The following is a 14090-nucleotide window of genomic DNA, read 5'->3' as shown; positions in this document are numbered from 1 at the left end:
TCTGATATTCCCGTTGTTAGGGTATCGCGTTACTCTTGAGTGGTTTCAACCAGTTTTTCTTCGTCTGGAATCGTCACTTGAAGTTGAATGACACGACGGTTGTCGGCTGCAGTCACTTTGAAGTTGTAACCTTCAAGTTCAACCACTTCGCCTCGAGAAGGTAGGTGACCAAAGGCCGTCATTACCATGCCGCCAACGGTATCTACTTCTTCATCGCTGAAGTCAGTACCGAACGTCTCATTAAACTCTTCAATGGTTGTCAGAGCTCGGACAGCAAACGTGTGTTTGCTTAGCTTGCGGATATCGGTTTCTTCATCGTCATCGAACTCATCTTCAATGTCCCCAACGATTTCTTCAAGGATATCTTCGATAGTTACGAGGCCTGAAACGCCACCGAATTCATCGACAACAATCGCCATGTGATAACGTTCTTCACGGAATTCTTTTAGCAGGCGGTCGACACGTTTACTTTCCGGTACAACGACTGCAGGTCGAATCACTTCTTCGATATCAAATGGGTTACTGCCTGAGCCCAAGTATTTGAGTAAGTCCTTCGCTAGTAGGATGCCTTCCACATGGTCTTTATCTTCGCTGATCACAGGGTAGCGAGAATGTTGAGCATCGGTAATTAGCGCGATCAATGTATCCAGATCGTCTGTGCGCTCAACCGTAACCATTTGCGAACGCGGGATCATAATGTCACGCACGCGCATTTCGGAGATTTCCATAACACCTTCAAGCATATCGCGGGTGTCGTGGTCAATCAGGTCGTTGATTTCTGAGTCGCGGATAACATCCACAAGCTCTTGGCGGTCTTTTGGTTCGCCTTGAAATAGTTGACCTAGACGTTCAAAGAAGGACTTTCTACTCGGACCTTCTGCCTTTTCTTTCTTACCTTCGTTAGAAGAGGGAGAATTATCTTCGTTCATTGTTTCTCAATTAAGTAACGCTATCAGATGTGTGATAGCTCACGTAGAAAGGCGAGTACGAGGTATTGCCCTGGGTAGGTTGCCTTTCCCTTTCGAGTAACCTGTGGTTACTCTTTTTCAGCAATGTATGGATCTTCGTAACCCATGCCTTGCATGATTTCTGTTTCGAGGGACTCCATCTCTTCAGCTTCGTCATCCTCGATATGGTCATAACCTAGCAGATGCAAGCTGCCATGTACAACCATATGCGCCCAATGTGCTAGCAGAGGCTTATTCTGCTCAATAGCCTCTTTTTCAACAACTTGACGACAGATAATTAAATCGCCTAGTAGATCCATTTCCATACCAGGTGGTACTTCAAATGGGAACGACAGCACGTTGGTTGGTTTGTCTTTACCACGATATTCATGGTTTAGCTCGTGACTTTCTTTTTCATCAACAATGCGAATGGTCAATTCTGCTTGAGGTTGAAAAAGAGGAATGGTCTTGTCTAACCACAATTGAAAATCTTGCTCTGAAGGTAAGCCTTCTTCATTTTCGACTGCCAGTTGTAAATCAAGTTCAATTGTCATGTTTATTCCTTGCTCGCCGTGACTTGTGCACTTAGCTCTGCCTTTGCTGCTTCTAGCAATTTTGCATCACGTTCTTCACGACGGCGTTTTTCGAATTCTTTACGTTCTTTCTGGTCTTGCGCTTCCCACTTCTCATAGGCATTAACGATGCGAGCAACCACAGGGTGACGCACAACATCGTCTGCTTGGAAGAAGTTAAAGCTGATGTCATCGACTTCACTGAGTACTTCAATCGCATGACGAAGTCCGGATTTCGCGCCACGAGGCAAGTCGATCTGGGTTACGTCACCGGTGATCACTGCACGTGAATTGAAGCCGATACGCGTAAGAAACATCTTCATCTGCTCGACGGTGGTGTTCTGACTTTCATCTAAAATGATGAAGGCGTCGTTGAGCGTACGACCACGCATATAAGCCAGAGGCGCGACTTCAATGACGTTGCGCTCAATCAGCTTTTCAACACGCTCGAAGCCTAGCATTTCGAACAAAGCATCGTAAAGAGGACGCAGATATGGGTCGACTTTCTGACTTAAATCACCGGGTAGGAAACCCAATTTTTCACCTGCTTCGACCGCAGGACGAGTCAATAGAATTCGGCGGATCTCTTGGCGTTCCAGTGCATCAACGGCTGCAGCGACGGCTAAGTACGTTTTACCAGTACCCGCAGGACCAATGCCGAAAGTGATATCGTGCGTCACCATGTTTACCAGGTACTGAGCCTGATTTGGAGTACGCGGCTTGATCACGCCTTTTTTGGTTTTTACGAAGACTTCTTTACCGTGCTCGATGTTCGATTCAGTATTTTGCTCCAGGACACCGGATTCTTTGATCGCTAGGTGGATCTGTTCTGGTTCGATATCTGGCGTTTCGCCACGAACAGGTGCAGTATCAACGTAAAGTGTTTTTAGAATATCTAGCGCAGCGGCGGCAGTATGAGGTTTACCGACGATGGTGAAAAGGTCGCTACGGTGATTAATTTCAACGCCTAAGCGACGTTCTAAGTGCTTGATGTTGTCGTCGAATGGACCGCACAGGCTTGCTAAACGGCGGTTATCTGAAGGTTCTAGGTTAATTTCTAGAGTTACGATTTTATTGCTCAAAGTTACCTCTCATTGTAGCCAATCACTAGAGAGCTGATAACGACCAGCTCTCCTTGGCGTTATACGAGCTTATGGCGTAAAAGTCGCTACACCTAGCTCATCTTCGCGACGGGTTTTCGCCATCATTTGCATTGGAGAAATCACGCTACGAAGGTCCATGTCTTTTTCTGTACGTACAAGCTCACCACGCAGTGAGTTGGCAAATACGTCAGTAATCTTAACGTCAACGAACTGACCGATTAGATCCGCGCTACCTTCAAAGTTTACTACACGGTTATTTTCTGTACGAGCGCGTAGCTCCATTAGGTTCTTCTTAGAAGGACCTTCAACCAAAACGCGCTGCTCAGTGCCTAGCATTAGGCGAGAGTAGCGCATTGCCTGTGTATTAATGGTTTGTTGCAGTTCGTATAGACGCTCTTTCTTCACTTCTTCTGAGAGGTCACAAGGGTAATCTGCCGCTGGTGTGCCTGGACGAGGAGAGAAGATAAAGCTAAAACTCATGTCAAAGTCTACGTCTTTGATTAGCTTCATGGTGTCTTGGAAATCTTTGTCTGTTTCACCTGGGAAAGCAACGATAAAGTCAGAACTGATTTGGATATCAGGACGCGCTTTACGCAGTTTACGAATGATTGACTTGTACTCGATTGCCGTGTGAGGACGCTTCATCATGGTCAGGATGCGGTCACTACCACTTTGTACTGGTAGGTGCAGGAAGCTCACAAGCTCCGGTGTGTCTTCGTATACCGCGATAATGTCGTCAGTAAATTCAAGTGGATGACTCGTTGTAAAGCGAATACGGTCGATACCATCTATAGACGCTACTAGGCGAAGCAGCTCGGCGAATGAACAGATCTCACCGTCGTGCATTGGGCCGCGGTAAGCATTGACGTTTTGACCAAGTAGGTTAACTTCACGAACGCCTTGCTCCGCTAATTGAGCGATCTCGTATAGTACGTCATCCATAGGACGACTCACTTCTTCACCACGAGTGTACGGTACAACACAGTAAGTGCAGTACTTAGAACAGCCTTCCATGATAGAAACGAATGCCGTGGCACCTTCTGCACGAGGCTCAGGCAGACGGTCAAACTTTTCGATCTCTGGGAATGAAATATCCATGACTGGTGCTTCATCCGATTGAGACTGTTTGATCATCTCAGGTAAACGGTGAAGCGTTTGTGGGCCAAAGATTACGTCAACGAATGGAGCACGTTGACGAATGTGGTCACCTTCTTGAGTTGCTACACAGCCACCTACGCCGATCACTACGCCAGGTTTTTTATCTTTTAGGGTTTTCCAACGACCAAGCTGGTGGAAAACTTTTTCTTGCGCTTTTTCACGGATTGAACAGGTGTTAAGTAGAAGTACGTCTGCTTCCTCTGGCTCTTCAGTCAGCTCATAGCCGTTTGCAGCATTAAGCAGGTCGGCCATTTTTGATGAATCGTATTCATTCATCTGGCAGCCCCAGGTTTTAATTAGCAGTTTCTTACTCATCTCACTTTCGCTCGTTCAGTTGTACTTAAATCGGAGAGCTATTGCTCAAATTATAGCCGCCATCTCGGCGGTAAGCGGCGTATTGTACTGCTTTAAAAAGCACCTGACTAGTGATCTGATGAATTCTCTGCAAACCCTGATGAAATCTAGTTTTTTGACCTACACGGAGCAAGGTTTTGTGTTAAAGAATTTTGTAAAAAAAGCGGTGGAACGTACAATTAAAAAACGCCAATTAATCAATGTGATGAAGAGCAAGAAATGAACAAGTATGACATCGTCGTAATCGGTGGCGGCATGGTAGGGGCAGCGGTTGCTGTCGGGTTTGCCAAGCAGGGGAGAAGTGTTATGGTCGTGGAGGGCGCTGAACCGAAAGGATTTGAGGCTTGTCAAGCTCTGGATATCCGCGTGTCTGCGATTTCCCATCAGTCGGTAAAGCTACTTGATTCATTAGGCGCATGGTCCGCGATTGAGAGCATGAGAGTTTGCCCTTATCGTCGTTTGGAAACTTGGGAGCACCCAGAGTGTCGTACTCGTTTCCGCTCTGATGAGCTGCTATTAGAGCAGTTAGGTTACATCGTTGAAAACCGTCTGATCCAACTTGGGCTTTGGCAAGCTTTCGCCCAATATGATAACTTAGCGGTAATGTGCCCTGAGCGATTGAAAAGCATAGAATTTTCTGATGTGAACCGTGTGACGCTAGAAAGCGGTGAGCAGTTTGAAGCGAATTGGGTGATCGGGGCTGACGGTGCGAATTCTAAAGTTCGTCAATTGGCGGGCATTGGTGTGACCGCATGGGATTACCGTCAACACTGTATGCTGATCAATGTGAAGACCGCATTACCGCAGCAAGACATCACTTGGCAGCAATTTACACCGTCAGGTCCGCGTTCATTCTTGCCTCTATGCTCTCTAATTGAAGATGGTCACGAAGTTGGCCAAGGTTCGCTGGTGTGGTATGACTCTCCAAAGCGTATCAGGCAATTGTGTTCAATGACGAAATCTCAACTCAGAGAAGAGATCCTACGTCATTTCCCATCAGAACTCGGTGATATCGAGGTTTTGCAGTTTGGCTCATTCCCACTGACTCGTCGTCATGCTCAAAGCTATTCAAGTAAGAATTGCGTACTAGTCGGTGATTCTGCTCATACGATTAATCCACTAGCTGGACAAGGCGTGAATCTCGGCTTTAAAGATGTTGGTGTACTGCTTGCGGTTACGGATCAGCAGGAGCAACTCAACGATGTGTTGTTAGCCAAGTATGAACGCGCTCGTCGTCCAGATAACTTATTAATGCAAACGGGTATGGATGTATTTTACAAAGGCTTTAGCAATGATCTAGGCCCGTTGAAGTTTGCTCGTAACGCAGCTTTAAAGCTGGCTGAAAACTCAGGACCGTTCAAAGTACAAGTGTTGAAGTACGCGTTGGGGATATAAGCAACTTGAAAACGGCAGATAGAAAAAGTAACAGAGACAAAAAAGCGAGCCATGAGCTCGCTTTTTAATTCTGGATATCAAAGAACGCCCGAGTCCAGAATCGAAAAAATAAAAAAAAACCAGCAAATTAATGCTGGCTTTCTTAATCATGGTGCGGTCGGAGAGACTTGAACTCTCACACCTTGCGGCGCCAGAACCTAAATCTGGTGCGTCTACCAATTCCGCCACGACCGCATCGTATTTTTTAGTTATCAAGGCAATTGGTATAACCTTAACAACGTTTTGTAATGGCAGGGCTACCTGGATTCGAACCAGGGAATGGCGGCATCAAAAGCCGCTGCCTTACCGCTTGGCGATAGCCCTACAGGTCTTAGTCTTTCAACTAAGTGCTCTCCAATTAAGGAAAGTAATGGTGCGGTCGGAGAGACTTGAACTCTCACACCTTACGGCGCCAGAACCTAAATCTGGTGCGTCTACCAATTCCGCCACGACCGCATTTTTAATTTACGGAATTAATAGTATAAACTATTTCTTCGAATAAATGGTGGCTACGACGGGATTCGAACCTGTGACCCCATCATTATGAGTGATGTGCTCTAACCAGCTGAGCTACGTAGCCAAATTTTAACTCTTCATTAAGATGGTGCGGTCGGAGAGACTTGAACTCTCACACCTTGCGGCGCCAGAACCTAAATCTGGTGCGTCTACCAATTCCGCCACGACCGCATCTTAATGTGTATTGCTGAGAGAATTGGTAAAACCTCAACAACATCCCTTTTTAGGGAGAATAATGGCAGGTCTACCTGGATTCGAACCAGGGAATGGCGGCATCAAAAGCCGCTGCCTTACCGCTTGGCGATAGACCTACAGTGCTCTAATAAAAGAGACTTTAATAATGGTGCGGTCGGAGAGACTTGAACTCTCACACCTTACGGCGCCAGAACCTAAATCTGGTGCGTCTACCAATTCCGCCACGACCGCATAATTACTGAGTAGACTCAATAATCAAAATAGTGGCAGGTCTACCTGGATTCGAACCAGGGAATGGCGGCATCAAAAGCCGCTGCCTTACCGCTTGGCGATAGACCTACAGGCGATAGTCAAAAGACATATCAATTTAGAAAAGTATGGTGCGGTCGGAGAGACTTGAACTCTCACACCTTGCGGCGCCAGAACCTAAATCTGGTGCGTCTACCAATTCCGCCACGACCGCGACTTTTCTTTCAACGTTTAGATCAATTGGTGAGATCTAAATGTAGTTGTAAATGGTGGCTACGACGGGATTCGAACCTGTGACCCCATCATTATGAGTGATGTGCTCTAACCAGCTGAGCTACGTAGCCAAATTTTAACTCTTCATTAAGATGGTGCGGTCGGAGAGACTTGAACTCTCACACCTTACGGCGCCAGAACCTAAATCTGGTGCGTCTACCAATTCCGCCACGACCGCATCTTAATATTTATTGTTGAGAGAATTGGTAAAACCTCAACAACATCCCTATTTAGGGAGAATAATGGCAGGTCTACCTGGATTCGAACCAGGGAATGGCGGCATCAAAAGCCGCTGCCTTACCGCTTGGCGATAGACCTGCAGGCAGTAGTATTGCTACTACTTAAAATATGGTGCGGAAGGAGAGACTTGAACTCTCACACCTTGCGGCGCCAGAACCTAAATCTGGTGCGTCTACCAATTTCGCCACTTCCGCTTAATTACTGAGCATGCTCAATAATCAAAATAATGGCAGGTCTACCTGGATTCGAACCAGGGAATGGCGGCATCAAAAGCCGCTGCCTTACCGCTTGGCGATAGACCTGCAGGCAATAAATATATGGTGCGGTCGGAGAGACTTGAACTCTCACACCTTGCGGCGCCAGAACCTAAATCTGGTGCGTCTACCAATTCCGCCACGACCGCATATACTTACTTAAACTGTTTCAAGATGGTGCGGTCGGAGAGACTTGAACTCTCACACCTTACGGCGCCAGAACCTAAATCTGGTGCGTCTACCAATTCCGCCACGACCGCATCTTGAATTTTTACAATCATTAGTTAACTGGTAAAAACTAATGATCTTGTATTCTTATAAAAAGAATGGTGGCTACGACGGGATTCGAACCTGTGACCCCATCATTATGAGTGATGTGCTCTAACCAGCTGAGCTACGTAGCCATCTTTTTGAGCGAGACAATATAAACCTTCGCGCCCTAAGTGACAACCCTTTATTTAAGGAATCTCACTTTGAATAGTGGCAGGTCTACCTGGATTCGAACCAGGGAATGGCGGCATCAAAAGCCGCTGCCTTACCGCTTGGCGATAGACCTGCAGGCAGTAGTATTGCTACTACTTAAAACATGGTGCGGTCGGAGAGACTTGAACTCTCACACCTTACGGCGCCAGAACCTAAATCTGGTGCGTCTACCAATTCCGCCACGACCGCATCTATTCCTAACAATTCTTATGAAAGAATTGTTAGGAATGGTGGCTACGACGGGATTCGAACCTGTGACCCCATCATTATGAGTGATGTGCTCTAACCAGCTGAGCTACGTAGCCATAACCATGTATTGTTGTTCTCGTCGCCTTGTTGCCTTGTCGTCGGGAACGGCGCGCATTATGCGAAGTTGAGTGAGTTCCGTCAATAGTTTTTTTTAATAAATCTCGTAAAATCCATCGTTCGCTTTCTTTTTAAACAAAGAGGCGTGTTTATGATCTAAAACTGGAAATAAATTGGCTTGCAGTGCAGAAGTTAATTATTGGTCTATTATGACAGACATAAAAAAAGCCAGCGCGTTGGCTGACTTTTTATTTAAATGAATTGTTTGAAATTCATTCGTTTAATTATACGTTGAAACGGAAGTGTACAACGTCACCATCTTTTACGATGTACTCTTTACCTTCTAGACGCCATTTACCAGCGTCTTTCGCGCCGCTTTCACCGTTGAACTGGATGAAGTCCTCGTAACCTACTACTTCAGCACGGATGAAGCCTTTTTCAAAGTCCGTGTGGATTTTACCAGCAGCTTTTGGCGCAGTTGCACCAACAGGGATAGTCCAAGCACGAACTTCTTTTACGCCAGCAGTGAAGTAAGTGTGAAGGTTTAGCAGCTCGTAGCCCGCACGAATAACACGGTTTAGGCCTGGCTCTTCGATACCTAGGTCTGCTAGGAATTCTTCACGCTCGTCATCTTCTAGTTCCGCCATTTCTGACTCGATTGCAGCACATACAGGAACAACAACGTTGTTTTCTTTTTCTGCGTACTCACGTACAGCGTCTAGGTATGCATTGTCTTCAAAACCATCTTCGTTCACGTTAGCGATGTACATCGTTGGTTTTAGGGTTAGGAAGTTTAGGTAACCTACTGCTGCTAGTTCTTCTTTAGAAAGCTCAACAGTACGCGCCATGCCACCTTCTGTTAGCACAGGTAGTAGCTTTTCTAGAACGGTTAGTTCAAATTTTGCGTCTTTATCGCCGCCTTTTGCTTTTTTAGCGTTACGCTGGATCGCACGCTCACAAGCATCAAGGTCAGCCATTGCTAGCTCAAGGTTGATAACTTCAATATCTTCGATTGGTGATACTTTACCCGCTACGTGAACGATGTTGTCGTTTTCGAAACAACGTACAACGTGGCCGATTGCGTCAGTTTCACGGATGTTCGCTAGGAATTTGTTACCTAGACCTTCACCGCGAGATGCACCTGCAACTAGACCAGCAATGTCTACGAATTCCATTGTAGTAGGCAAAACTCTCTGTGGGTTAACGATCTTCGCTAGTGCATCTAGACGTAGATCTGGCACAGGAACCACACCAGTGTTTGGTTCAATGGTACAGAACGGGAAGTTTGCCGCTTCGATACCCGCTTTAGTTAGTGCGTTAAACAGAGTTGATTTACCAACGTTAGGTAGACCAACGATGCCACATTTAAAACCCATGATAGTAACCTTATTCAGCTTTGAACGTGTGGAGGCGATTTTGTGCTTTTGATAGACCATCCTTAATTAGGATATCTAGACAGCGTACTGATTCATCAGCTGCGGCGTCTAGTAGCTCTTGCTCTTTCGCTGGAGCCTTGCCTAGTACAAAACCTGCCACTTTATCTTTGTGTCCCGGATGGCCGATGCCGATACGAAGACGATAAAAATCTTTGTTATTGCCCAGTTTACTTATCGTGTCACGCAGGCCGTTATGACCACCGTGACCGCCACCTTTTTTAAACTTAGCGACACCTGGCGGTAAGTCTAGCTCGTCATGAGCAACCATGATCTCTTCTGGCTTAATTTGATAAAACTTCGCTAGTGCAGCGACAGCTTTGCCAGATAGGTTCATGAAGGTGGTTGGGATAAGCAAACGGAGATCCTGGCCGTTGACCATTATACGTCCGGTTAGGCCAAAGAACTTTGGTTCGTTCTTCAGGGTAACGTTGTGAACGCGTGCTAATTCTTCTACGACCCAAGCCCCCGCATTGTGGCGAGTTTTGGCGTATTCTGGTCCCGGATTAGCAAGACCAACGAGAAGTTTGATTGGTTGACTCAAGGTTAGGATCTCTCTGGAATCTCAAAAAGCGCAGTATGATAGCACAGAAAACTCACAGTGGGCGACCAAGCGCAATTCTCTCTTTTCATACAAATAAAAAAAACACCCCAAGGAGGGGTGTTTTTGAAATCAGTGTAACTGAAATGTTCGGATTAGTTGAACATTGCAGAGATTGACTCTTCGTTGCTAATACGACGAATCGCTTCAGCGAGCATGCGCGATAGGCTTAGTGTGGTTACTTTGCCTGTTGCAGCCATCTCTTTAGATAGAGAGATAGAGTCAGTGACGATAACTTGGTCAAGAACAGAGTTCTTAATGTTATCTGCAGCGTTACCAGAGAAAACAGCGTGAGTTGCGTAAGCGAACACGCGCTTAGCACCGCGCTCTTTTAGCGCTTCAGCGGCTTTACATAGTGTGCCACCTGTATCGATCATGTCGTCAACGATCACGCAGTCACGACCTTCAACGTCACCGATTAGGTTCATTACTTCAGAAACGTTTGCACGTGGACGACGTTTATCAACGATAGCGATATCGATATCACCTAGCGCTTTAGCTGTCGCACGAGCACGAACAACGCCACCTAGGTCAGGAGAAACCACTACTGGGTTTTCTAGACCACGAGATTGCATGTCTTCTAGAAGTACTGGTGTACCGAAGATGTTATCCACTGGTACATCGAAGAAGCCTTGGATTTGCTCTGCATGTAGGTCGATAGTAAGAACGCGGTCAACACCAACGTTAGATAGGAAATCAGCAACAACTTTTGCAGTGATTGGTACACGCGCAGAACGTACACGACGATCTTGACGAGCGTAACCGAAGTAAGGAATAACTGCAGTGATACGGCCTGCTGAAGCACGGCGCATTGCATCAATCATAACAACCAGTTCCATTAGGTTGTCGTTAGTTGGGGCACAAGTGGATTGAATGATGAAAACATCGCTACCACGAACATTCTCGTTGATTTGAACTGCAACTTCGCCATCAGAAAAGCGAGAAACAGATGCATCACCTAGAGAGATGTAAAGACGATCAGCAATACGTTGGGCTAGTTCAGGTGTTGCATTACCAGCAAATAGCTTCATATCAGGCACGGTGGAAACCTCGGGTTTGCGTCCAGTTTTAAATAGGTCGGTGTTGGGCTGATTGGTATTCAGCCAAAGTCTCTTTTAGTGGCGAAATATTGCGCCCTTGAGCGACAAATGCCGAGACATTATCAGAGAGTTGTGCAAGGAGAGTTTCTGCTTCAGATTTGCTCGAAAATTCAGCAAAAACGCAAGAACCTGTCCCCGTTAATCTTGACGGCGCGTATTGTAGCAGCCAAGAAAGTTGCTTATCAACCTCTGGGTAGAGCAATCGTACAATTTTTTCGCAATCGTTTACGCTTGGCGTGTTTAAAAGCGTATCTAAATCGCGCTTTGGCGTGTTTCGGATCAAATTTGGATGACCGAATATGTCCGCAGTTGCAATGGAAACGTTCGGTCTTACCACCAAATACCATTTCTCGTCAGGATGAGCAGGAGAAAGTTTCTCTCCTACACCTTCGGCAAAAGCAGAAAAACCACGAACAAAGACCGGCACATCAGCACCAAGTACCAAACCGATTTCCGCTAATTCGTCATCACTTAGGTTGGTTTGCCATAGGAAGTTTAGTGCAACTAGTGTGGTGGCTGCGTTTGAGGAACCACCACCAATACCACCACCCATAGGTAAGATCTTATGCAGATCAATCTGGGCACCGTATGAGCAGTTCGCATAGCGTTGTAGCGCCGTCGCTGCTTTCCAAATCAGATTGTCTTTTAATGGGACGTCTTTGAGCTCTGGGGAAATGGTAATCTCACCAGAGTTGTTGGCTTGAATGGTGAGCTCATCGCCGTGATCGACGAACTGGAATAGAGTTTGTAACTCGTGGTAGCCGTTTTCAGTGCGACCATTGATATATAGAAAGAGATTCAATTTCGCTGGTGATGGCCAGCGGGTTGAAAGATCGATCATTGGGTGATGTTCCATTTTGTGATCACTAAATTAATTTTTACGTCAGCGGTACTTAGCTTCAGTCTGTTCGGCAAAGGCAGCGTTTGCTCATGCCATTCCACGTCACCGTAGCGCTGGTAGGCTATGTTCCAATCGTTTACACCGATCTGTTTATCCAGTGCTTGCAATGTATTGGTTGGTGAAAGTTGGAAAGAGTCGGCATCTGTCGGTAAACCGAGTAGCCAATCCGGCATGTGGTCAACAGGCATCATCAAGCCCGTTAATCGGTAAATCAATTGGTTGGCATCACGGGCAGTAAGGACTTGGTCGTCGTAGGTTTCGACGGTTGCGCCTTGCGGGGTAATCGTGAGCTTTAGTGCCGTCTGGCCGAGTAACGTAGTTAAGCGTAGCTGACTCAGTGCGGCGGAGTGTTTCCAGAAGAAGTTTAAACTCTGCCTTTGATTTGGGCCAATGTAACCGAGTTTGCCCGTCGCTTGAAAATCATTGATGGTTTCAAGTCGCTGCTCGTGCGCTTGCCACTCGACGCTAGTGACGCTTTCAGGTACGGAGGTACAACCTGCAAGTACGATGCTCGATAAGAGCAAGATGAGAAAGGAGCGTAAGGTCATGTTTGATGGCTTATTAATCAGTTTCATCGGTAATCGTTCACAACTATAGCATTGAAAAGACGGAGTTAGGAAAACAAATCCGGCTTACCCTTTCAATAAATGCGTGCTTACAGTAAAATTCTGAACCTATTTTATAACCGATCTCAGAGATACCACGTTAGATGTCCTTGCTTGCTATTGGAATCAATCACAATACAGCGTCTGTTGACTTGCGAGAGAAAGTGGCATTTGGACCCGATAAACTGGGCCTAGCACTTGAGCAACTCAGGGACCATGAAGCTGTTAACAGCAGTGTGATTCTTTCAACCTGTAACCGTACCGAGGTGTACTGCGATGTTAAGCAGGAAACACGAGACGAGCTTATCGGCTGGTTAGCTCAGTTCCACCAAGTTAACCAAGAAGATTTGATGCCGAGCCTATATGTACATGAAGAGCAGGCTGCGATTACGCACTTGATGCGCGTTTCTTGTGGTCTGGATTCTCTGGTACTCGGTGAGCCTCAGATTTTGGGGCAGGTTAAACAAGCGTTTTTAGTTTCTCGCGAGTATCAGTCGGTTGACGCCTCGATGGATAAGCTTTTCCAAAAAACCTTTTCTGTCGCGAAGCGTGTTCGTACTGAAACGGATATCGGTGGTAACGCTGTGTCGGTGGCGTATGCCGCTTGCACATTGGCGAAGCATATCTTTGAATCCTTGTCTGAATCAACGGTACTGATGGTTGGCGCAGGTGAAACTATCGAGCTAGTGGCGAAACACTTAGCTGCTAACGGTTGCACCAAAATGATTGTTGCTAACCGAACTAAAGAGCGAGCGCGAGGGCTCGCTGAGCAGTTCGGTGCAGAAGTGATCAGTTTGAATGAAATACCTGATCACCTGCCGAGAGCGGATATTGTGATTAGTTCTACCGCTAGTCCACTGCCAATTATTGGTAAGGGGATGGTGGAAACCGCGCTGAAAAAACGTCGTCACCAGCCTATCTTGTTGGTGGATATTGCCGTTCCGCGTGACGTGGAGGCTCAAGTCGGTGAACTGAGTGATGCTTATTTGTATACTGTGGATGATTTGCAATCAATCATCGACAATAATATTGAGCAGCGCAAGGTGGAAGCGGTTCAAGCGGAAGCGATCGTCAACGAAGAAAGTGGCGTATTTATGACATGGCTACGTTCACTGCAAGCGGTGGACAGTATTCGAGACTATCGTCAGTCGGCGAATGAAATCCGGGAAGAGTTATTAAGCAAAAGTCTGCAATCTTTGGCAACGGGCGCTGACCCTGAGAAAGTATTGCGTGAACTTAGCAACAAACTCACCAACAAATTAATTCATGCCCCAACTCGCGCATTGCAAAGTGCGGCAGAGCAGGGCGAACAAGCAAAATTAACGGTTATCCGCCAAACACTTGGTCTGGATAATCTGTAACTCAC

The 14090-nt window shown here is 46.4% G+C and carries 11 protein-coding genes and 20 tRNA genes; 2 read left to right on the top strand and 29 right to left on the bottom strand.

Features of this window, described 5'->3' with window-relative positions; all coding sequences use genetic code 11:
• Positions 1–29: 29 nt before the first annotated feature.
• The 4 genes from corC to miaB all read right to left on the bottom strand — a co-directional run bounded on the left by corC (position 30) and on the right by miaB (position 4095).
• Complete coding sequence (gene corC, locus AK966_RS06140; protein WP_099079238.1) at positions 30–929, bottom strand: CNNM family magnesium/cobalt transport protein CorC; 900 nt, start codon at positions 927–929, stop codon at positions 30–32.
• Positions 930–1036: 107 nt separating this feature from the next.
• Positions 1037–1501 (bottom strand): rRNA maturation RNase YbeY, encoded by a 465-nt coding sequence (gene ybeY / locus AK966_RS06135; protein ID WP_099079239.1) that lies wholly within the window; start codon positions 1499–1501, stop codon positions 1037–1039.
• A 2-nt stretch (positions 1502–1503) separates the two neighbouring features.
• On the bottom strand, positions 1504–2601 hold the full coding sequence (locus AK966_RS06130) for a PhoH family protein (protein ID WP_119463726.1): 1098 nt from the start codon (positions 2599–2601) through the stop codon (positions 1504–1506).
• 69 nt (positions 2602–2670) lie between these two features.
• Positions 2671–4095, bottom strand: a complete 1425-nt coding sequence (gene miaB, locus AK966_RS06125; RefSeq protein WP_099079241.1) for a tRNA (N6-isopentenyl adenosine(37)-C2)-methylthiotransferase MiaB — start codon at positions 4093–4095, stop codon at positions 2671–2673.
• A 258-nt stretch (positions 4096–4353) separates the two neighbouring features.
• Between miaB and AK966_RS06115 the strand changes: the two genes are divergently transcribed.
• Complete coding sequence (locus AK966_RS06115; RefSeq protein ID WP_119463724.1) at positions 4354–5529, top strand: 2-octaprenyl-3-methyl-6-methoxy-1,4-benzoquinol hydroxylase; 1176 nt, start codon at positions 4354–4356, stop codon at positions 5527–5529.
• 149 nt (positions 5530–5678) lie between these two features.
• Here AK966_RS06115 and AK966_RS06110 read toward each other — a convergent pair.
• From AK966_RS06110 to lolB, 25 genes are all read right to left on the bottom strand, one after another.
• Positions 5679–5763 (bottom strand) — tRNA-Leu (locus tag AK966_RS06110).
• Positions 5764–5817: 54 nt separating this feature from the next.
• A tRNA-Gln gene (locus AK966_RS06105) sits at positions 5818–5892 on the bottom strand.
• Positions 5893–5939: 47 nt separating this feature from the next.
• Positions 5940–6024: transfer RNA gene (locus tag AK966_RS06100), tRNA-Leu, on the bottom strand.
• Between the two features lie 47 nt (positions 6025–6071).
• A tRNA-Met gene (locus tag AK966_RS06095) sits at positions 6072–6148 on the bottom strand.
• 22 nt (positions 6149–6170) lie between these two features.
• Positions 6171–6255, bottom strand: a tRNA-Leu gene (locus tag AK966_RS06090).
• 65 nt (positions 6256–6320) lie between these two features.
• Positions 6321–6395: transfer RNA gene (locus AK966_RS06085), tRNA-Gln, on the bottom strand.
• A 30-nt stretch (positions 6396–6425) separates the two neighbouring features.
• Positions 6426–6510, bottom strand: a tRNA-Leu gene (locus AK966_RS06080).
• Positions 6511–6543: 33 nt separating this feature from the next.
• A tRNA-Gln gene (locus AK966_RS06075) sits at positions 6544–6618 on the bottom strand.
• A 39-nt stretch (positions 6619–6657) separates the two neighbouring features.
• A tRNA-Leu gene (locus AK966_RS06070) sits at positions 6658–6742 on the bottom strand.
• A gap of 53 nt (positions 6743–6795) precedes the next feature.
• Positions 6796–6872 (bottom strand) — tRNA-Met (locus AK966_RS06065).
• Positions 6873–6894: 22 nt separating this feature from the next.
• Positions 6895–6979 (bottom strand) — tRNA-Leu (locus tag AK966_RS06060).
• Positions 6980–7044: 65 nt separating this feature from the next.
• Positions 7045–7119, bottom strand: a tRNA-Gln gene (locus AK966_RS06055).
• 31 nt (positions 7120–7150) lie between these two features.
• Positions 7151–7235: transfer RNA gene (locus AK966_RS06050), tRNA-Leu, on the bottom strand.
• A gap of 33 nt (positions 7236–7268) precedes the next feature.
• Positions 7269–7343, bottom strand: a tRNA-Gln gene (locus tag AK966_RS06045).
• Between the two features lie 16 nt (positions 7344–7359).
• Positions 7360–7444, bottom strand: a tRNA-Leu gene (locus tag AK966_RS06040).
• Positions 7445–7470: 26 nt separating this feature from the next.
• Positions 7471–7555: transfer RNA gene (locus AK966_RS06035), tRNA-Leu, on the bottom strand.
• Between the two features lie 67 nt (positions 7556–7622).
• Positions 7623–7699, bottom strand: a tRNA-Met gene (locus AK966_RS06030).
• A gap of 77 nt (positions 7700–7776) precedes the next feature.
• Positions 7777–7851, bottom strand: a tRNA-Gln gene (locus AK966_RS06025).
• A 31-nt stretch (positions 7852–7882) separates the two neighbouring features.
• Positions 7883–7967, bottom strand: a tRNA-Leu gene (locus AK966_RS06020).
• 39 nt (positions 7968–8006) lie between these two features.
• A tRNA-Met gene (locus AK966_RS06015) sits at positions 8007–8083 on the bottom strand.
• A 285-nt stretch (positions 8084–8368) separates the two neighbouring features.
• Positions 8369–9460: a redox-regulated ATPase YchF gene (gene ychF / locus AK966_RS06005; RefSeq protein WP_099079243.1), complete on the bottom strand. Its 1092-nt coding sequence runs from the start codon at positions 9458–9460 to the stop codon at positions 8369–8371.
• Between the two features lie 10 nt (positions 9461–9470).
• The gene (gene pth, locus AK966_RS06000) at positions 9471–10061 is read right to left on the bottom strand and encodes an aminoacyl-tRNA hydrolase (protein WP_099079244.1); all 591 of its coding nucleotides are present in this window, start codon (positions 10059–10061) and stop codon (positions 9471–9473) included.
• 152 nt (positions 10062–10213) lie between these two features.
• Complete coding sequence (locus AK966_RS05995; RefSeq protein WP_005449254.1) at positions 10214–11158, bottom strand: ribose-phosphate pyrophosphokinase; 945 nt, start codon at positions 11156–11158, stop codon at positions 10214–10216.
• A gap of 28 nt (positions 11159–11186) precedes the next feature.
• On the bottom strand, positions 11187–12059 hold the full coding sequence (ispE, locus tag AK966_RS05990; protein ID WP_172438113.1) for a 4-(cytidine 5'-diphospho)-2-C-methyl-D-erythritol kinase: 873 nt from the start codon (positions 12057–12059) through the stop codon (positions 11187–11189).
• Positions 12056–12694, bottom strand: a complete 639-nt coding sequence (gene lolB / locus AK966_RS05985) for a lipoprotein insertase outer membrane protein LolB (protein WP_099079246.1) — start codon at positions 12692–12694, stop codon at positions 12056–12058. The genes ispE and lolB overlap by 4 nt, the downstream gene beginning before the upstream one ends.
• A 134-nt stretch (positions 12695–12828) precedes the next feature.
• Between lolB and hemA the strand changes: the two genes are divergently transcribed.
• On the top strand, positions 12829–14085 hold the full coding sequence (gene hemA / locus AK966_RS05980; protein WP_099079247.1) for a glutamyl-tRNA reductase: 1257 nt from the start codon (positions 12829–12831) through the stop codon (positions 14083–14085).
• Positions 14086–14090 lie beyond the last annotated feature (5 nt).

Source organism: Vibrio sp. PID23_8 (genome assembly GCF_003584965.1).
Taxonomy (GTDB): domain Bacteria; phylum Pseudomonadota; class Gammaproteobacteria; order Enterobacterales; family Vibrionaceae; genus Vibrio.
The sequence above is the reverse complement of the archived record's forward strand: the minus strand, read 5'-3'. Positions and strand labels throughout refer to the sequence as shown.

Bases quoted from the DNA above. Each gene is read 5' to 3' on its own strand.
- corC (WP_099079238.1), bottom strand. From the start codon at position 929: ATGAACGAAGATAATTCTCCCTCTTCTAACGAAGGTAAGAAAGAAAAG.
- ybeY (WP_099079239.1), bottom strand. From the start codon at position 1,501: ATGACAATTGAACTTGATTTACAACTGGCAGTCGAAAATGAAGAAGGC.
- miaB (WP_099079241.1), bottom strand. From the start codon at position 4,095: ATGAGTAAGAAACTGCTAATTAAAACCTGGGGCTGCCAGATGAATGAA.
- AK966_RS06115 (WP_119463724.1), top strand. From the start codon at position 4,354: ATGAACAAGTATGACATCGTCGTAATCGGTGGCGGCATGGTAGGGGCA.
- ychF (WP_099079243.1), bottom strand. From the start codon at position 9,460: ATGGGTTTTAAATGTGGCATCGTTGGTCTACCTAACGTTGGTAAATCA.
- ispE (WP_172438113.1), bottom strand. From the start codon at position 12,059: ATGATCGATCTTTCAACCCGCTGGCCATCACCAGCGAAATTGAATCTC.
- lolB (WP_099079246.1), bottom strand. From the start codon at position 12,694: ATGAAACTGATTAATAAGCCATCAAACATGACCTTACGCTCCTTTCTC.
- hemA (WP_099079247.1), top strand. From the start codon at position 12,829: ATGTCCTTGCTTGCTATTGGAATCAATCACAATACAGCGTCTGTTGAC.